This window comes from Pedobacter ghigonis, from assembly GCF_903166585.1.
Lineage (GTDB): Bacteria > Bacteroidota > Bacteroidia > Sphingobacteriales > Sphingobacteriaceae > Pedobacter > Pedobacter ghigonis.
Window position 1 is genome coordinate 438,263 of record NZ_CAESCM010000001.1, and the last position, 17,984, is coordinate 456,246.

At 40.3% G+C, this 17,984-nt stretch carries 16 protein-coding genes; 7 read left to right on the forward strand and 9 right to left on the reverse strand.

Features of this window, described 5'->3' with window-relative positions:
* Window positions 1-130: 130 nt before the first annotated feature.
* Entirely contained in the window at window positions 131-1,075 is a 945-nt protein-coding gene (locus tag HWV58_RS01870; RefSeq protein WP_235972620.1) for a ClpXP adapter SpxH family protein, read from the reverse strand.
* A 132-nt stretch (window positions 1,076-1,207) separates the two neighbouring features.
* On the opposite strand from HWV58_RS01870, the gene HWV58_RS01875 reads away from it, so the two are divergent.
* Window positions 1,208-1,588 (forward strand): winged helix-turn-helix transcriptional regulator, encoded by a 381-nt coding sequence (locus HWV58_RS01875; RefSeq protein ID WP_175632430.1) that lies wholly within the window; start codon window positions 1,208-1,210, stop codon window positions 1,586-1,588.
* Window positions 1,589-1,619: 31 nt separating this feature from the next.
* On the opposite strand, the gene HWV58_RS01880 is transcribed toward HWV58_RS01875, so the two are convergent.
* On the reverse strand, window positions 1,620-2,285 hold the full coding sequence (locus HWV58_RS01880; RefSeq protein ID WP_175632431.1) for an FAD-binding oxidoreductase: 666 nt from the start codon (window positions 2,283-2,285) through the stop codon (window positions 1,620-1,622).
* A 621-nt stretch (window positions 2,286-2,906) separates the two neighbouring features.
* Between HWV58_RS01880 and HWV58_RS24645 the strand changes: the two genes are divergently transcribed.
* Window positions 2,907-3,422, forward strand: coding sequence for a GIN domain-containing protein (locus HWV58_RS24645; protein ID WP_449415943.1), 516 nt, complete (start codon window positions 2,907-2,909; stop codon window positions 3,420-3,422).
* 113 nt (window positions 3,423-3,535) lie between these two features.
* Here the strand turns inward: HWV58_RS24645 and HWV58_RS01890 are convergent, their stop codons facing one another.
* The 5 genes from HWV58_RS01890 to HWV58_RS01910 form a co-directional block, all read right to left on the reverse strand.
* Entirely contained in the window at window positions 3,536-3,763 is a 228-nt protein-coding gene (locus HWV58_RS01890; RefSeq protein ID WP_175632433.1) for a helix-turn-helix domain-containing protein, read from the reverse strand.
* Window positions 3,764-3,946: 183 nt separating this feature from the next.
* Window positions 3,947-5,023, reverse strand: a complete 1,077-nt coding sequence (locus HWV58_RS01895; RefSeq protein ID WP_175632434.1) for a phytase — start codon at window positions 5,021-5,023, stop codon at window positions 3,947-3,949.
* A gap of 1 nt (window position 5,024) precedes the next feature.
* Window positions 5,025-6,284 (reverse strand): right-handed parallel beta-helix repeat-containing protein, encoded by a 1,260-nt coding sequence (locus HWV58_RS01900; protein ID WP_175632435.1) that lies wholly within the window; start codon window positions 6,282-6,284, stop codon window positions 5,025-5,027.
* A gap of 19 nt (window positions 6,285-6,303) precedes the next feature.
* Complete coding sequence (locus tag HWV58_RS01905; protein ID WP_175632436.1) at window positions 6,304-9,081, reverse strand: TonB-dependent receptor domain-containing protein; 2,778 nt, start codon at window positions 9,079-9,081, stop codon at window positions 6,304-6,306.
* Between the two features lie 261 nt (window positions 9,082-9,342).
* The gene (locus HWV58_RS01910) at window positions 9,343-10,947 is read right to left on the reverse strand and encodes a tetratricopeptide repeat protein (RefSeq protein WP_175632437.1); all 1,605 of its coding nucleotides are present in this window, start codon (window positions 10,945-10,947) and stop codon (window positions 9,343-9,345) included.
* 162 nt (window positions 10,948-11,109) lie between these two features.
* Here HWV58_RS01910 and HWV58_RS01915 point away from each other — a divergent pair, with 162 nt between their 5' ends.
* A complete protein-coding gene (locus HWV58_RS01915) occupies window positions 11,110-11,349 on the forward strand; it encodes a hypothetical protein (RefSeq protein WP_175632438.1) in 240 nt (79 codons plus the stop codon).
* A 129-nt stretch (window positions 11,350-11,478) separates the two neighbouring features.
* Here HWV58_RS01915 and HWV58_RS01920 read toward each other — a convergent pair whose 3' ends face one another.
* A complete protein-coding gene (locus HWV58_RS01920) occupies window positions 11,479-12,084 on the reverse strand; it encodes a zeta toxin family protein (RefSeq protein WP_175632439.1) in 606 nt (201 codons plus the stop codon).
* The gene (locus HWV58_RS01925) at window positions 12,084-12,305 is read right to left on the reverse strand and encodes a hypothetical protein (protein ID WP_175632440.1); all 222 of its coding nucleotides are present in this window, start codon (window positions 12,303-12,305) and stop codon (window positions 12,084-12,086) included. The genes HWV58_RS01920 and HWV58_RS01925 overlap by 1 nt, the downstream gene beginning before the upstream one ends.
* 374 nt (window positions 12,306-12,679) lie before the next feature.
* Here HWV58_RS01925 and HWV58_RS01930 point away from each other — a divergent pair, with 374 nt between their 5' ends.
* The 4 genes from HWV58_RS01930 to HWV58_RS01945 all read left to right on the forward strand — a co-directional run bounded on the left by HWV58_RS01930 (window position 12,680) and on the right by HWV58_RS01945 (window position 17,983).
* Window positions 12,680-13,180 (forward strand): RNA polymerase sigma factor, encoded by a 501-nt coding sequence (locus HWV58_RS01930; RefSeq protein WP_175632441.1) that lies wholly within the window; start codon window positions 12,680-12,682, stop codon window positions 13,178-13,180.
* Window positions 13,181-13,248: 68 nt separating this feature from the next.
* The gene (locus HWV58_RS01935; protein ID WP_175632442.1) at window positions 13,249-14,169 is read left to right on the forward strand and encodes a FecR family protein; all 921 of its coding nucleotides are present in this window, start codon (window positions 13,249-13,251) and stop codon (window positions 14,167-14,169) included.
* A gap of 90 nt (window positions 14,170-14,259) precedes the next feature.
* Entirely contained in the window at window positions 14,260-16,923 is a 2,664-nt protein-coding gene (locus tag HWV58_RS01940) for a TonB-dependent receptor (protein ID WP_175632443.1), read from the forward strand.
* Window positions 16,904-17,983, forward strand: a complete 1,080-nt coding sequence (locus HWV58_RS01945; protein WP_175632444.1) for a PepSY-associated TM helix domain-containing protein — start codon at window positions 16,904-16,906, stop codon at window positions 17,981-17,983. The genes HWV58_RS01940 and HWV58_RS01945 overlap by 20 nt, the downstream gene beginning before the upstream one ends.
* Window position 17,984: the final 1 nt, after the last annotated feature.

Genomic DNA, 17,984 nt, shown 5'->3' on the forward strand with positions numbered 1-17,984 from the left:
GATTGGTAAACTCCCCAAATTTTGACTATAACTGATGCTATTTTTGCTTTGAACCATATAACTCATCTGTTTTGGCCAATCAATATTTAAAGTGTAAACAACAGCGCAGCTTGGCAAAGGTGCAAGAAAATTATGCTTTTAGCCTCCAGATACAACCATTTTTTGTTGTTAGCCGTTCAAGGTTTCCTTTTAATACCAGGTCATTTAACAACTGCTCAGCCTCGTTTCGATTCGCACCAGAGAGTTCAGTAAATTCTTTAGCGGTAAGCGAGGTATATTTTCCAAAAAGTGTTTCCCAGTCTTTGTTGTATTCTATTTTCTCAGCACGCGGATAAAGTTTTAATACAGCCATTTCATAATAAGCATATGGTTTAGCTCCGTAAACAAATTCTCTTTCTCCGTTATGACCTTCAAAAAACAGGGAAGGAAACCCTCTCACCACATAATCTCTTGCCAGTTTTAAATCTACTTCGAAATCTGTTTTTGCCGGGCCTTCGAAATCTGATTTTAACCGCACAATATCCAATCCTGATTTTTTAGCCGCTATAGCCAGGTGCTCCCATTTGGTAATATTCTTTTTCTCCATGAAAACCATTTCCCTGATAGCCCTCAAAAACAAAATTGCCTTTCCATGATCTTGCAATTGTGCTGCCTTGAAGGCAATTGATGGTGGGTAAGAAGAATCAAGCGGATCTTCCAGCCAAACATCACCATCAATTGGCATATCGTAATACGCACTTACTTCATCCCAATGATGCGCCACATCCGATGGCTTACTGATTCCTCCGCTATTATAGCTCCAATCGGGTAATAAACCACCCATACGATATTCAATTTCTATACTGCTGCCATACTCTAGCTTTAGTTTTCTAAGCTGAGGCTCTATCCCCCAGCAGGTAGAACAAATTGGATCAGTAAAATAAATTAGCTTAATCGGCTTTGCATTCGATACAATTTTGGGTGCATCAAATTCTGCGGCGCTAAAGGCTGGCATTTCGCAAATACCTGTTTCGGGATTGCAAAGCAGTGGATTGTTTTTTGTGGTGTTATCTGACATATTTTTAAGCTTTTTCATTCGCGTGTGCAAATTTAAAATCGGGTTAGTTTATAAATGTTATCGGTTTCCAACTGGAAACTACTTACCCATTGGAAACCAGCTGGAGTTTCACTAGTTTTATCAAATAATTGAATCGGGAAATTAAAAGAGATGAAGAAAAACCAAACGGTAAATAATACCAATATCTGTAAAGGAAGGATAACGGCCATCAAAGATACCATGGAGGTTTTATCGGGCAAGTGGAAGTTTCACATCCTGGGCACCTTGCTCGAAGGGGGTAAAATGCGCTTTATGGATTTGTTGCGTGAAGTTGATGGTATCGCTGCAAAAATGCTTTCAAAAGAATTACAGGACATGGAAATGAACCAACTGGTTAGCCGTACCGTTTTGAATACCAAACCAATTACTGTAGAGTACGAAGTTACGCAGTATGGCAGCACATTGAAACCCATAATAGATGAAATTGCAAAATGGGGAACAGCTTATAGAAATGCGATGTATGAAAAAACGGATGGCTTAAGGGAAGCATAAATTTCAAGTCATCACCAAAGCAATTAACGCCTTACTTTTCGAACACCACCATTTCAGGATTTGCACCTTTATTCACTAAAATGGCGGCAACCTCTTCTATCATCAAATCCGGACCACAGATGTAAAATGGTTGATTAAAATCTTCGATATTGGCATTGATGAAAGCCTCGTTAATGCGCGCATTTTCATAAAGGGTAGATGCCTGGCTACTCACCAAAAAAACAGCATCTTCTCCAAGAATTTCAGTTAACTCTTCTTTGTAAATAATATCCGCCTCGGTTTTATTCGAAAAAAACAGCTTATTGCCTCTTGCTTTCCCCTCCTGGTGTAACTGTCTGAGGATGGCTATAAAAGGCGTAATGCCCGCTCCTCCGGCAATAAAGCAGCCTCTCCCCTTGTACTCAATGGCTCCCCACGAATCGGAAATTACCAATTGATCGCCTGGTTTTAACTGCTCGATCTGATTGGTAACCCCGTCATGATCGGTATAACATTTAATGGTAAATTCGAGATAAGGCTTTTCGGCTAAAGCGGTAAAGGTAAATGGCCGCTTTTGCTCAACCCATTCAGGTTTATTGATGGATACATCGGCAGCATGACCCGGAACGAAATTGTAATGCTCCGGTTTATCAAACCGAAAACATTTTACATTATGTGTTACCTGCGATATTGCGTTAATACTAACTGTAAATTCCATAACCTTTGTTCTAAGCGTTTTAAATTAATCAGCAGCCTTAAAGGGCAGACATATTGCCGTTTAAAGCCTATATAAAAATGCGAATAAATTTAATGGCTTTATACATTTATTGGTCAAACGCAGGCAATAAATGATCAAACGGCTCAAATTCTTTGTCAGACCAGTCATTTTTCGCCCGATCTAAAACGGCGTTCGTCGAGAACTTACAGTCGTTGGTATAATACGTCTGGAACCGCTGAAACGTTTCTCATCTCTTGCCGTCTTATTATTAAAACATTCACAAAATATTCTAAAACTATAAATAAAAATATTATGAAAACTTCAATCTCAACCCTAGCAAAATCTTTAATGGCAGCTGTTGTTTTAAGCACTTCAATCTTCACCACAACTGTTATGGCTACCGAAAAACAACCTGTTAAAATCTCTGCTCCTAAAAACTTCAACAAAGTAGTAGTAAGCGGAAATGTAGAAGTAACCCTGATCCAAAACGGAACTGAAGGTATCAGCTACACTGATGACAACAGCGGAAANAAAAATATTATGAAAACTTCAATCTCAACCCTAGCAAAATCTTTAATGGCAGCTGTTGTTTTAAGCACTTCAATCTTCACCACAACTGTTATGGCTACCGAAAAACAACCTGTTAAAATCTCTGCTCCTAAAAACTTCAACAAAGTAGTAGTAAGCGGAAATGTAGAAGTAACCCTGATCCAAAACGGAACTGAAGGTATCAGCTACACTGATGACAACAGCGGAAAGGTAAAAGTGATCCAGGATGGAATGGCTTTAAAAATTACTTCGGCAGATAACGGGGTGGCTAAAGTTACCGTTTATGTAAAAAGCATTTACCGTGTAATGGCATCTGATGATGCAGTTGTTAAAACAGACGGCAAATTAAATGTAACTAACCTTCAGGTCTTCTTAAGCGGAAATGCGGTAGCTAAAATCGACTCGAAAACTGAAAGCCTGTACACAGTTATTTCAGACCGTGCAGATTTAAAATTAAGCGGAACAACTCAAAACCACAGCCTGGTAATGGGAAGCACTCCTAAATTAAACTTAGATCGTTTTGCTGCCTTAACAACAGAAATGAACACTCCGGAAGTTGCTCAAAGAACTGCTGCTTTAGCAAAATAATTACCCTAAGATTTAAATAATTGAAAAGCGGCCTGGCCGCTTTTTTTGTTGCTTTATGCTTATCTCTTTTAGATATGAAAATATTTGTTTGCTTGTAGAATATGTAGTAAACTTTAGCTCGCCCCATGATCTACTTCCTCTATATTTTTAACTACAACACGAAGTTCCATCCCTAGTATATCCAATATTCGGCTAACAACGTCGACACCAGGATTCACTTTTCCCAATTCAATCTCACGCAATGTAGTAGAACTAACCTCTGCGATTGCAGATAATCTAGACTGCGTAAGCCCTAATTCTTTTCTTCTTTTTTTAATAACCGCCCCTATAGAAATCAACATTATTCTGTTCTTTACAACATAAAAATAACTATTTTTCTTACATAAAACAAAAGAAACAACACTTTAGTGTTGTTTCTTTTGTTTTATGTAAATTATAGAACTTCAATTTACATATAAAATAACAGCATAGTGTTGTAAATTGAAGAAAATACGGCTTTAGCCATTGATGCTGCATTGCTACAATTATGGGTTTACTGTTAATTTCTTGCCTGCGATATCTTCCCACCGGTAAAAGTGAAAAGTTTTATCATCGCTCATTGCTACTAGCAAACCATGTTTAAAATCGGCATTTAAGGGCACCGATACCACATCAATTCCATCGGTTTGATTAGCCGTGTATTTGATAGTTGCCAATAGCGGATGCTGGTTGGGTGCACCAGCTTTACCTTCCCTGCTGTAAACTTTTAACTGTCTGGCTCCCTGATCTGAAACCAATACATAACCTTTGTTTCCTGCTGTTTTATAAATGGCAATGCCCTCGTTATCGACTGCAAAATCGCCTTGACCAAATAGCGCAAGCTCCTTATTTCCTTTGGCCGGATCTGCATAATATTTACGCACACCAAACTGCTCATCACAATAGTACACATAGCCAAGTTCATTGTCAACTGCAATGGCTTCGATTTCTTTTTTGCCACTGTAGCTGCCAAATTTCCGCACTAAATCGGCTTTAACATGTCCATTGCCATCGTCGGTTAATAGGTATTGCCACAGGTAACCACCCTCTTTCGGACCAGTTTTCCGGCCAACAATGGCGTATATTTTTCCATCAGGGGCGGAATACATCGATATCCCCATCAAATCGCGAAACTCAGCACCGGTTTCGCCGACAAAAACCGGAATTCCGCCATTGTCTACCGGTTTCATATCCGGAAGGGAATAAATCCGGAGTTTATGGCTCAATCTTTCTGTGGTTACGGCAATATCTGTTTTTTTCCCTCCCAGGTTTAATCCGTAAGCGATATCAACATTATCGGGCCTTTGCAAACCTTTAACTGTTTTCGATTTGATGATTTTCCCTTTCAGGTCGAAAACATACAAACCTCCGTTTGCATCTTTATCGGTACCAATTACCAACGATTGTGAGGCATCTGCCGGGTTAACCCAAATGGCGGGATCATCAGTATCAAAATCAACTGGTTCTGAAACATAAAGCGGCTTTACCGCAGTGCTATCTGCTTTTTGTGCAATTCCATTACAAGAAAAGCAAAGGCTTAAAATTGCAATTGCTGCAAGGGGTATAATAATTCTATTCTTCATTTTAAATTTTAGTACCGTAAGCGCCTACAAATGTAGATGGTGCCGGTGAAATATAAGTAATACCATTTTTCATTACGATGCCAGCTGCGTGGTGGCGGGTAAAATTAGTGATCCCCTTGCCCAAAGCCGGCGAATTGCCCTGTAAGTGAAAATCCCAGGCAGTGTTAAAATCTGCATTGCTAACTGCGGTATTTACCGGATAATTAACAAATTTCGGATCGTTAGCGCCAGCAGCTGTACCAATCACATCATTTTTACCGCCAATAATATCGCCTGTTGGCTGAAACTGGTTAACCGTAGCCTGGTCATATCCGTAATACCAATTATTGCTGTAGGCAGAACGGGCATCTTCTGGTTTCTTAGGATCGCGTTTTATACCAAAACGGGTATTGGCAAAAAGATTATTAAATAAATCGGCACGCACCGTACTTTCCAGCCAAACTGAACCACCCTTTGCGGTAGGTCTTCTCCATCCTGTATTAACCATCGTATTGTTATAGGCTATAATGTAAGTTTGTGGTGTTTTATCGCCAGTGTTCGATAATTTTAATGCATTGGTATTGGTACTGTAAACAAGGTTATAAGCTATATCAGCCAAACATCCCGATTTAAAGTTCATGGCCTCTCCTCCGGTTACCCCTGTGGTGTAAAACACATTGTTGGCAAAAATTATTCTTCCTCCTTCAATGTACGTGCAGTCTTCCTGCAGGTTCCTGAATATACTGTTTTGCACAACCAGCCTGCCTTTTGCATTGGCAAACCAAAGGGCCGGAAGGTTCTCACCAGCTACAGCTTTGTAAAGTCCCATTTTAACCGAAGTTGAAGCATCGGAAGTGGTAGAGCCACCATATTCAATAATGGTGTGATCGAGCACCAGCTCCTCACAGGTTGGCCCAGCCAAAATTCCTCCCCAAAGTTTGCCGAATTTCTTTTGAGCCGTTTTATAAAACTCATTTACGGTAAACTTGATTGGATTCTCTGCCGTTCCTAAAGCATACAAATTACCTTTTACAATAATTTCGGGTTTAGCAACGGTATCCATTAAAATAGTAACGCCTTCTTCAATGGTAAGCGATTTCCCCTCGGGAATAATGATATCGCCTTTAATTACCTGGGTACTTCCCTTTGCCCAGATGCCTGAAACTTCTCCAATGGCCGAACCATCTACCGCAGTCGTATCAACATCGATATTGGCTTTTTCACATCCTGCCAGCGCCAGTAAGGCAATCATAAGTAATTTAAAAATCTGATTCGATTTCATGTCTTTATCTTTTTAAAATTTAATTAAACTTATATCTGAAGCCAACTAAATAGTTTTGGCCATAATAATCGCTTCTGATTAGGGTGGTACCATCCTTCACCAAATCTTCGTTGATTTTATTGTTCTCAGGGTTGGTACCTTTAATGAATAATTTGGTTGGTGTATTTAAAAGGTTATTGGCTTTTGCAAAAACACTGATACCACCTTTAAATCTTTTCTCAACCGAAGCATCCATCTGAATGAAACCTTTTTGCCACAAATCGTTATTCAAAAATTGCGAAACGGTGTTGATACGCGAGCCGGTGTAAGCCGCAGCAAGCTGTGCATCCCAGCCTTTTTTGGTATCTTTAAATAGTACGGATACATTGGCAATGTGCTCAGACTGGCCATAAAGCGGACGTTCCTGATCAACAGAAAGTGCCTGAATATCGCCGGTGGCAGGGTTGATTGTCCGGGTTGTTTTTGGTGTTACAATACGAGAGTGGGTATAGGTATAATTTGCCTTGATACCGATTTTACTGAAATATTTGATATAATCGACCTCTGCACCATAGTTATTGGCTGTACCAAAATTGCCCGGGGTGTAGTAAATATCCTGTCCGCGAACGGCATCGGCCTGGAAAGTATATTCGATCGGATTTTTGATTCGCTTATAAAAAGTACCGATTAACAACTGTTCTGATGCACCCGGAAAAAGTTCGTAACGCAAATCAAAGTTATCGGCCAGGGCACGTTGTAAATTTGGATTACCACGTTCCTGAAACTCCTCATTAATAACTTTACCCGGAACAATTTCATAAAAGCCCGGACGGTTTAAGGCTTTGTAGTATGAAGCGTGTAACTGTGCCTTATCACTTAAGAAATACTTAGCGGTTAAGCTGGGCAGAATATCGGTATACACCTGATTTCCTTTCGGGTAAGTTTCTCCCGCCGGAAAAAGTAGGTTGTAACCCTGGTTGGTGTGCTCTACACGGGCACCTCCAATTAATTCCAGCTTTGCCGAGCTATATTTGAACATACCGTAACCTGCGGCAATTTTTTCAGATGCATCGTAAGTAAGTGAATTGGCCACTGCACCTGCAGGGTTACTTACTACCAGGTTTAGATCGGTATAACTTTGAAAATCTACTCCGTATAATTTTTTGGCATCGTTGGCATTTGGAGCTAGGTTATAATTGTTAAAGAAACTGCTTCTTTGTTTATCGCGGTATAAACCACCAGCCATGATATCGAGCTTATTTTCGCCTAATGTAAAACGGTAGGTAAGATCGACGTAACCCGCTAAATCTTCATCTGTATTGCGCTCCCAACGGCGTGTAACCGGATTGGTATTTACCAAACTGGTACGGCTTCGCTGAAAATTTTGTTCTATTCCGTTTAAGCTAATGCTGGTATTTTCGGGCACATCGTTTTTAGCTGACGAATAAACTGCCGACCATTGCACCTTGAATTTATCATCAAAAAATTTGTGATCGCCGTGCAGGGTACTGTTGTAGATCTGCTGTTCGGTTAAACGGCTACGGGTATCGTAAACCAGCTCTGCATTGCCGGCTGTTGGATTGTAAACGCCGTTATAGGTGGTGCTCACCGCATCTCTAAGCTGCTGGTTTTTTAAATTAACATACACATTGTAAAGGCTTAACTGGTGGTTTTTGTTAAAAGAATAGTCAACCTTTCCATGCAAGCCGGTACGTTGCTGCTGTTCTGAAAATTCGCGATAGCTTTTACTGGTAATTACCGCGTAAGCATCGGTACCCGCTACTGCATTGTTGTAAAAAGTACTGTTGCTACCACGGTAAGTATTCTGGTAGCTTCCGGCCAGGACCACACCCAGTTTGTTATCTAAAAACCTTTGGCTTATGGATAAACTTCCAATTAGATTTGGCGCAGGACTTTTGTATTTATAATCAAGGGTTCCTTTGGTAAAATCGTTTTGCGTAGCATTATAATTTTTGCCATTCAGCTCGTAAGGCGATTTATACTGAATATCTGATGAATTGAAACTGGCAAATTTCCGGTCTATAAACAATTGGCTATAGCCTGATGAAAGATTGGCATTTACCTGAAACTTGCCGGGTGCGTTTTTCATTACCATGTTAATGGCTCCGCCAATGGCATCGCCTTCCAGGTTTGGCGTTAGGGTTTTGTAAACTTCCAAGCGGTCTAATAAATCAGCCGGGAATAAATCGAGTGGTACGTAACGGTACTTGTTATCCGGACTCGGAATCTTCACTCCGTTAACCAGGGTATAGTTGTACCTTTTATCCATCCCACGCAATATGGCGTACTGACCATCGCCGTTGCTATTGCGCTCAATAGAAACACCAGAAACACGCTGGGTGATGTTGGCCACTGTTAAATCGGGAGAAATTTCGATAGCCCTGCCCGATACGATGTTCATGATTTGGGTAGAATTTTTCTCCAAGCGGCGCGCGCCCTGATCTGTAGAAGCTACTGCATTGGTTTTGATGGTGATCTCGTCAAGACTTTTTGAATCACTTTCCATATAAAACTTTAAGTGCTCGTTGTCTTCTTTTTCAACCGTAATGGTTTTGGTAATGGTTTTGTAAGTAATGTAACTTACGCTGATTTTTGCAGCACCAGTTGATACACCTTTGAACTCAAAAGTTCCATCAAGCCCGGTGTTGGTTATCCGTTTAGGATTTTCGAGCACCACCGTCGCGCCAACTATAGCCTCGCCGGTTTGCTTATCGTAAACGTGCCCTTTTATTTTTGTTGCATTGGCTGTGCCAGCACAAAAAACAAGAAAAAACAGAATTTGTAAAAGTTTGTTCATTTTGTTTGGTAATGTCTTTTTTTATCGACGGGGCAAAGATGTATACGCCAAATTATACCCCAAAATTATCAGGGTTACATAAAGGCAACACCGTTACAAACGGCATAAACCAAAAAGCAACACAAACACACAACAAACTAACAATGAACACCTTAGATAAGACCAGAAACGACATTATGCTTTTATTACCGTTACATTAACAAATTGTTAAGCAGGTAAATACACGTTAAAATCTGGTTTTTCAGCTTTCGGATGTAACGGTTAAAGGGCCTGTATAAAAGCCGATAAATTATCGCCCTGGGCTAAATTTAACTTCTTCCTTAACCGGTATCTGGAAACCCTAAGGCTATCGGTAGAAATTCCTAGTAAGGTGGCAATATCGGCTGAGTCGAGATTCATTTTTAGTAAGGCGATCAGGCGCATATCGGCCGAGGTAAGCTCGCTGCTGAACCTTTTAAGCTGCTCGAGAAACTGATGGTGCACCTGCTCAAAAGCCTGCGTAAATTCTTTCCAGTTGCGTTCGTGGTTAAAACTTTGGTTAATCTCGGTGAGAATTTGATTCATTTGCCTTTTCTGATCGCGCTTATCGTCTTTTACCATTGCCTGCAGTGTATTGCGCAGGTTTTCGAGAAACTGGTTATGCTTAATCAGGTTTAAGGTATGCGTAGAAAGCTCGCGGCTCTTCACTTCCAGCTGTTGCTTAAGGTGCTGCTCTTCGAGCTGCAGGTTTTTAAGCTCCAAACTGGTTAAATCGTGCTGGATATCTTTTTGCTTAGCCAGCATTTGCTGGTCTTTTAACTTTAAACGTTGCCTGCTAAAAATAACAAAAGCTAAAATAACAGTTAACAGTACCACAATGGTAGCCGAAAAGGCAATAATGCGGTTTATCTTTTTATCGTTCTGCAGCCTGGTAATCTCATCCGATTTTTTATTTATATCGTACAATACCTGCAAAAAAGCAACCTGACGGGCACCATCTTCTGAGTATAAATCGATGGTATATTTATAGCCCAGTTTAACGTAGTGGTATGCACTATCCATCTGGTGCATTAACTCGTATGCTTTACCCAGATCCCTACAACACGATGCCAGCTGATAGATATTCCCTAGTTTATCGGCGAGTTTCATTGCTTTTTGTGTTTCTGCAACGCTTGCCTGGTACTTACCTGTTTTACGCAAAATATCGCCCAGGTTATTAATTACCTCTATGCTGCCCAGCTCGTTATGGTCTTTTTGGTATAAATCGAGCGATTTTTTAAAATGCTGATAAGCCTGATCATATTTTTCCAGGTCCTCGTAAATGCTGCCCAGGTTTTCGTAAATTTTAGCAGCGCCGCTGATATCGCTCGTTTGCTCATTTGCCTTTAAAGCCAGGTTCTGATAATAAAAAGCACTGTCGTAACGGGTACGTTTTTCGTAAAGCTGGCCAATCTGCCCAAAAATAGCTGCCTGCCCTTTTACATTGTGCTCTTTTTTATAAATGCTCAAAGCCATTAAATAATTTTTCATGGCTTTATCGGGTTGCTTAATGTAGTAGTATAGTACGCCAATATCGCTCAAGTTTGCGGCCAGCAACAATGGTTTATCGTTACTGTTAAATATTTTTTCGGCCTTTAAAAAAAAGTCGAGTGCCTGCCTGAAATGCCCCTGACGGTAACATACCTTGCCCATTTGCTGTAAACATTTGCCTTCTAAAATCGCATCATTGTTTTCTATCGACTGGGCATATATCTTCTTCAGTTCAATCAGCGATTCAATTGGTTTTTTCGATTGATGGTCGAAAAACAGCTCCAGTTCTTTTTCCTGCGCAGTGGCAGTAAAACACAATTGGAAGAATATCAGGATTGCACAAACATATCTCATCATGCCGAAAAGTAATTTTCAACAAAGAAAGAACGCAAAGGTTAAGTTAATGTTAAGAAGGGAAATTAAACTTAAGGTCTCTTTATTATTTAGTTAAGGTGCAACGCTTTGCAATAAAGACATAATTTAGGTATTTTTGAACTGCATTATATTGTATAGTATCTTATGAACCCGATAGATCGTATTTCCAGAAGAATAAATACATTAATTCAATTGCCGGAAAAAAAAGATGTAATCTTTATTACAGATCTTAGAAAAGAGTACCGTCAGGATTTAAGCAATTTTATTGTTGGTGAAACATTGACAGTTAAGGATGGGAAAATCGTCATAGGAAAAAACCTTTACAAGCAATGGCTTCACAAAATTAAAACCAGAGGTTTTGATTACGATGTAAAGTTTATATAATGGCAATAGAAATCAGTATAATTGCTGCAGAAACACACAAACAGACATTTCTCGAAACCATATAACACCAAGTTCTTCTTCATTTACAATACATAAATTGTTAAATCTACTTTTAAGAAAGGCTAAATATTATTTTCTTTCTGGCACAAGTTTTTGTGCCCATTCAGGTAAATTTTCTTGAGAAATGTAAACATCTCCTTCACTAATAAACAATAATTCTCTTGGAGCTTGTGAGTTACCTTTCTCTACAACGGAATTATCAAATAGTGTAACCGAATCAAATTGAAAATAATGCTTGTATAAGTTTTTAAAGCCGTGTTCGAAATTATATTTTATAGATTCTTCGCTCACTTTATGCCCTCCTGTTCTAACCCGATGAGCAACCCTTTCAATCGATTCTTCAAGAGAATTTAATCCCATAAAGATTAAATGTATTTCATAACCATTTTTTTGAAATTCCAATGCGGTTGACATGGGGTTATCCGAGCGAAAATTTGTCTCGTAAGCATAGTTCAATCTTTTCATAATTGCTTCAGCTTTTTCGCGCGAAAAAATTTCTTCATCAATATAGTTCCACAGTGCATCGCTTCCTATGTCTGAAAATTTCTGCGAAAGATGAGTCATATGCTTATCTCCATCAAAAACTTCATAATCAGATTGACTAAGTGCTTTAGAGAATAAACTCTTTCCAGAACCATTAGGACCTGCTATGATAAAAAGCCTTGGCCTGCTCATTAAACAAGCACTTTTATGGCTTTCTCTTCAGAATTTTCTGTGTTAACTTCAATCAGTACCTGGCGACCATTAGGATAGCTGTGAATAAATAATGCGGGTTCGGTATATTCACGGCTTCTAAAAACCTGAGGCTGTCCTAAGCTGGCATTACGTTCTAAGACTTCTGCAAGAATTGAGTTAAACCTGCGTTGTTTGGTAGCCTTGCTTAGCTGGAAAATCATTTTTTTTTGCTTTGGTGCTGGCATATTCTTATAAACTGCTGTCTACAAAGATAATCATTTCATTTTAAAATAATTTCTAGCTCAATTGCTGCATCATAATAAAAATTATGGCAATTGCCAGTACTGCTCCATTTAAATACGTGTAAAATGTGGTTTTACCTCCAGAAGGTAAATAAACTAGTTACTATTCCAATTTATGTCCATCAAATTTCCAATTAGTATTTCTAAAATATCCTTTGTAACCTGCAGCCCTTAAATCTTTAATCCAGCTATATTCTTCATAAGCGTTACTGATTTTTCTGCACAACAAATTCAATTCACTATTTGTAACAAGTCTAAATAAGATTATATTTGCAACATATCCTTATCTAGGCATGAATCATCGCGAATTTGTAGGTTTCTTTAATCTTCATTGGGCCAAAGTATATGGCCTTGCGCTAGCCATGTGTGGTAACGAGTCAGCAGCGAAAGACATTTGTCAGGATATATTTCTTTCTATCTGGACTAGGGGAATGGTTTTTGAGAATGAGTTGGAAGCAACCAAATACCTTGCCCGCTCTACCAGATATCAGATCTTAAACCACTTCAGAAACAAAAAGAACCTCGAGGAAATTAACGATACAAACTATAGCAACCATACAGAAATGAGTCGCTACAACCCCGAATCGATATTACTGAACAAGGAACTTGCTTTACAGCTTGAGGTAATGATCGACAAGCTTGAAGAACCTTCGAAAAGCATTTTTATGCTCAGCCGTGAGCAAAACCTCACTTACAAACAAATTGCCGACGAAATGGGCATTGCCGTAAAAACGGTAGAAAAACATATTTCAAGAGCTTTAAAAGAGTTAAAAGGCACCCTCCATCCGGCCTGATTTTTTACTGAATAAAATATTTTTCACTTTTTGCGTAGGGTACCATGGCTTTCATGGTAGTTATTAGTATGGAAGATATTAATGGCGAGCTACTGGAAAGGTACACCCAGGGAAAATGTACTCCTTTAGAGCGCATACAGGTAGAAGCCTGGCTAGAACGGGAAGATTTCCCCGAAGCCTTAACTCTCGAACAGGAGCATGCAAAACAAGAGATCCTTTCTGCTATTGAGGCAAAAATGGAGCCCCGCGCCAAAAAGTTTCGGCTAACCTGGCTAATGTATAGTTCTGTTGCCGCGGCTACTGTACTTGCATTGGGTTTCCTGCTATTCAAAAGAACCCAACCTCTTCCACAAAACATTGTTTTTAACGCCCCTTTCGGGCAGCCAACTTTAATCACCTTACCCGATAGTAGCAAAATTGAGCTTCAACCTGGAAGCCGTATTGCCTACCCCAGCAAATTTACTGGAAAAACCCGCCCTGTAACCCTGCTTTCGGGCGAAGTATTTTTTGCGGTTAAGCACGATGCCTCAAAACCTTTTTTGGTAAAAAGTGCCAATAGTGAAATTAAGGTATTGGGGACACGCTTCAATATACGCAATCTAAAGTCTGCAGCATTAATGGAGGTTACCCTTACACAAGGGAAAATCAGTTTCAAAGCCAGGAGCAGTTCGGCAACTATCCTTTTACCCGGCGAGCGTCTTTTGTTCAACAAAACGCAGCAGCGTACTAGCGAGGTGGCCAAAATAGATACAAATGCTGTTACAGCTTGGAAATCGGGAGTGATTAAATTCAACAATACGCCTATGCCACAGGTATTGGAAACCCTCGAAAACAGGTATGGCTTTCGTTTTAAAGTGAGCTGCACACTCAATGATCCCATTAGCGGCAAGTTCGAAAAGCAAAGCGTTAGCCAGGTTTTACAACTGATACAACGGGCCTCAGATTACCGCTTTAGAAATGCAGGAAAATATATTGAAATCTATAAATAAAATCGAAACAACAAACTACCGGAAGTGCGCCAACACCCCGATAGTTAATATTACCATCAATTCTCACAATCAATGATCAATTACAAATTTATGAATTTTAAGCCTATTCTAGCAGGCTGTGCCCTTTTACTGTGTTGTTTACTCTTTAATACAGGTTACGCCCAAAATACACCAGTAACCATTAGTCCGAGAACATTAAAAGTTAAAGCGGTATTGGAACAACTCGAAAAAAAAGCAGGACTCAACTTTATTTACAGCGGTTTAAGCACTGAGCTTGATAAAACGGTTACTTTAAGTCCATCGGCCAATAGCGTTTCAGAAATATTAACCGAACTTTCGAAGAAAAGTGGTTTAGCTTTTACCGCCAGCGGAAAGGATATTACCATCAAAATCCAGCTTAGAGGAGAAGTGAGGGGAAAAGTAACTACAGCCGAAGGCAAGCCCGCGCAGTTCGTAACCGTTAGCATCGATCGCACGCGTAATACCGTTGTTGATGCAGATGGTAACTACCGCATAAAGGACGTTCCGGCTGGCCGGCATACCTTATCGGTAAGTTATATCGGACTGGAAAGCCAGTCGAAAGAAATTACTGTTGAGGGCGATGCCAACCTGAGAGAAAACTTCACCTTAAGGGAAAGCAATTCGCAGCTGGATGAAGTGGTAATTAATGGTGGTGAAACCAACCGTTTTTCGGTAAAAAAGACAACCACAGCAGCTAAAATGCCTTTAGCTAATCTCGATAATCCGCAGGTTTATACCACTATTCCAAAAACCCTTTTAAACGAGCAGATGATTACCGATTTTAGTTACGCACTTAAAAACTCGCCAGGTGTGTATAAAATCCAGGGATCTCGCGGTATCAATACCGATGGTGCTTCTTATTACAGCATGCGCGGTTTTAGAACCGAAGCATCCTTAGTAGATGGACTCCCGGCACAAACCAATGGCGAAATCGACCCTTCCAACATTGAGCGGGTAGAGCTGATTAAAGGGCCGTCTGGAACCCTTTTCGGTGGAGCTGTTATTTCTTTCGGTGGATTGATTAACATTGTAACCAAAAAACCTATCGATACAGCAGGCGGAGAGATTAATTATCTAACCGGTAGTTTCGGATTGAACAGGTTAACTGCCGATGTTTACGGCCCAGCCAAAAAAGGATCTAAGCTTTTGTTCAGAATGAATGCCGCTTATCAATACCAGGGCAGTTTCCAGGATGCAGGTTTCAGAAGATCAACATTTTTTGCCCCATCGGTTGAATACCGTGCAAATGAAAGGTTAACCCTTAGCCTGAATGCCGGATTTTTACAAACCGAGGCCACCAGTCCATCGGTAATCTTTTTAAACCGCGTACGAAAATTTATTGCCACTACACCAGAAGAACTAAATTTTGACTGGAAAAGGTCTTATTCAGCTAACGACCTGACCATGAAAAACCCAACGGTAAATATTAAGGCGCAGGCCAATTATAAAATCTCTGAAAACTGGCGCTCGCAAACCATCTATTCGAACAACTCCCGAAAATCAGATGGTTTCTACCAATACCAGTTTATTAGAGGCGCAACCAGCGATGAAATGCTGGAACGCAATATCAGCCTTCAAAATTCTACAAATACCGCAAGCGATATTCAGCAGAATTTTATTGGCGATTTTAAGGTATTGGGATTAAGAAACAGGTTGGTAGTTGGACTGGATTACCTGAGTCAAACCATCAACAACAACAATTCGCCCTACATCGTATTCGATAATGTAAGCGGACTGAATCCATCAGATCCCAACTATGTGAAAATTTCTAAATCGGCTGTTGAGGCTAAACTTGCAGCAAGTACCGCAGCACCGACTAAAAACGTCAACAAGAGCTATATCTACAGCGTTTACGCTTCTGATGTATTGAACATTACAGATCGTTTACTGGCCATGTTAAGCTTACGTGTAGATCGTTTTCAAAATAAAGGGACTTTAAATCAGGCTACCAATACCATTGTAGTAAACAGCCAGTACATGCAAACAGCTGTTTCGCCAAAACTGGGACTGGTTTACCACGTTATTAAAGATCAGGTATCGGTATTTGGAAATTACATGAACGGCTTTGCCAACGTTGCCCCGGTAACCCAGCCCGAAGGCGCAGGTGTTTCAGGCACTTTTAAACCACAACATGCCAACCAGTTTGAAGGTGGTGTAAAAGCCGATCTTTTTAACGGAAAACTAAGTCTTACCGCCAGTCTGTACCACATAACGGTTGAAAACCTGACGCGCACTGAAGATTTATTGGTTAACGGAGTTAATTATAACATCACCGTACAAAACGGAACCCAGCGCAGTAAAGGTGTAGAACTTGAACTGATTACCAACCCACTGCCAGGTTTAAATATTATTGCCGGATATAGCTACAACGACAGTAAGCTTACCAAAGCTACGGCTGCACTGGAGGGAAGAAGGCCAGCATCGGCAGGACCTGCAACACTGATTAACAGCTGGATTAGTTATAAACTACCAAATGGTAACCTCAAAGGCCTTGGACTTGGCCTGGGCACCAATTATGTGGGCGATCACCTTACTTCAAATGCGTTGGCAACAGGCATATTCACGCTTCCATCATACGTGATGATGAATGCTACCGCTTTCTATGATACGGGGAAATACCGTCTGGGAATTAAGGTTGATAACCTGAGCAATCAATTATATTTTACAGGCCAGGGCACCTTAACTGCCCAAATGCCACGAGCTTTTGTCGCCAATGTTTCGTACAAATTTTAAAAAAGCGCTCTATCAATTACACCTCTGGCTCGGACTCTGCTCCGGGCTGGTGGTGTTTATTTTAGGCATTACCGGCGCTATATATGCCTTTTCTGATGAGCTAAAAGAAATACTTTACCAGCAGCGCCTGTATGTTGAGGTGCCGGCAGGTGCGAAGCCAAAATCTTTTGATGAACTGCTTAAAGTAGGGCAGGCCAAACTGGGCAGCAAGAAAAAGATCTCCAGGGTAGAAATTCAAACCGCCCCGAACCGCAGCTACATGTTCAGGTCGTTAAAATCGGGCGTATATTTCGAGAAAGTTTATGTAGACCCTTACACAGCCCGTGTAGTTTTTCATGAGGATGCCAACCGGGAATTTTTCAACGTTGTTTTATCGCTGCACAGAACGCTTTTACTGGGGGATAAAGCTGGTCATTTTATCATCCGCTGGTCGGTTATTTGTTTTGTTTTCCTGTTGTTATCCGGCATTGTACTTTGGTGGCCCACCAAATGGAAAGCAAATGCGTTGAAGGCGAAGTTTAAAGTAAAATGGAATGCCAAAAAGAAACGTTTAAACTATGATTTGCACCAGGTTTTCGGCTTTTATGCTTTTATTGTATTGCTGATTATCGCACTCACCGGACTGATGTGGTCCTTTGATCTGGTTGCAGAAAAAAAAACAAAGCTAACCTCCGATACAACAAAAACCATGATAGCGGCATCAAATAACCAGATCTTATCGAAAGTTGTTTCATTTAATAAGACCGCAGCGTATTACCTTTACAATATTCCGGCTGCCAAAAGTGGTACCGTAAATGTATCGGCTTACCTCCATCCCGGCAAAATACATCAGCGCATACAATACCGTTTCGACCGTTATAGCGGTAAACTGCTGCTACAGGGAAAAACCTTTGAAACCCTGCCGCTAAGTGATCAGATTAAAAGCTTAAACTACGATTTGCATACCGGAACTGTAATCGGAATATGGGGAAAAATAATCGTTTTTATTGCCGGATTAATTGCCGCATCGCTCCCTGTAACCGGCTTTTTAATGTGGTTGTGGCGAAGAAAAAACAAATGAT

Coding starts and splice junctions, on each gene's coding strand:
- HWV58_RS01870 (WP_235972620.1), bottom strand. CDS start 1,075: ATGAAAAAGCTTAAAAATATGTCAGATAACACCACAAAAAACAATCCA.
- HWV58_RS01875 (WP_175632430.1), top strand. CDS start 1,208: ATGAAGAAAAACCAAACGGTAAATAATACCAATATCTGTAAAGGAAGG.
- HWV58_RS01880 (WP_175632431.1), bottom strand. CDS start 2,285: ATGGAATTTACAGTTAGTATTAACGCAATATCGCAGGTAACACATAAT.
- HWV58_RS24645 (WP_449415943.1), top strand. CDS start 2,907: ATGGCTACCGAAAAACAACCTGTTAAAATCTCTGCTCCTAAAAACTTC.
- HWV58_RS01890 (WP_175632433.1), bottom strand. CDS start 3,763: ATGTTGATTTCTATAGGGGCGGTTATTAAAAAAAGAAGAAAAGAATTA.
- HWV58_RS01895 (WP_175632434.1), bottom strand. CDS start 5,023: ATGAAGAATAGAATTATTATACCCCTTGCAGCAATTGCAATTTTAAGC.
- HWV58_RS01900 (WP_175632435.1), bottom strand. CDS start 6,284: ATGAAATCGAATCAGATTTTTAAATTACTTATGATTGCCTTACTGGCG.
- HWV58_RS01905 (WP_175632436.1), bottom strand. CDS start 9,081: ATGAACAAACTTTTACAAATTCTGTTTTTTCTTGTTTTTTGTGCTGGC.
- HWV58_RS01910 (WP_175632437.1), bottom strand. CDS start 10,947: ATGATGAGATATGTTTGTGCAATCCTGATATTCTTCCAATTGTGTTTT.
- HWV58_RS01915 (WP_175632438.1), top strand. CDS start 11,110: ATGAACCCGATAGATCGTATTTCCAGAAGAATAAATACATTAATTCAA.
- HWV58_RS01920 (WP_175632439.1), bottom strand. CDS start 12,084: ATGAGCAGGCCAAGGCTTTTTATCATAGCAGGTCCTAATGGTTCTGGA.
- HWV58_RS01925 (WP_175632440.1), bottom strand. CDS start 12,305: ATGATTTTCCAGCTAAGCAAGGCTACCAAACAACGCAGGTTTAACTCA.
- HWV58_RS01930 (WP_175632441.1), top strand. CDS start 12,680: ATGAATCATCGCGAATTTGTAGGTTTCTTTAATCTTCATTGGGCCAAA.
- HWV58_RS01935 (WP_175632442.1), top strand. CDS start 13,249: ATGGAAGATATTAATGGCGAGCTACTGGAAAGGTACACCCAGGGAAAA.
- HWV58_RS01940 (WP_175632443.1), top strand. CDS start 14,260: ATGAATTTTAAGCCTATTCTAGCAGGCTGTGCCCTTTTACTGTGTTGT.
- HWV58_RS01945 (WP_175632444.1), top strand. CDS start 16,904: ATGTTTCGTACAAATTTTAAAAAAGCGCTCTATCAATTACACCTCTGG.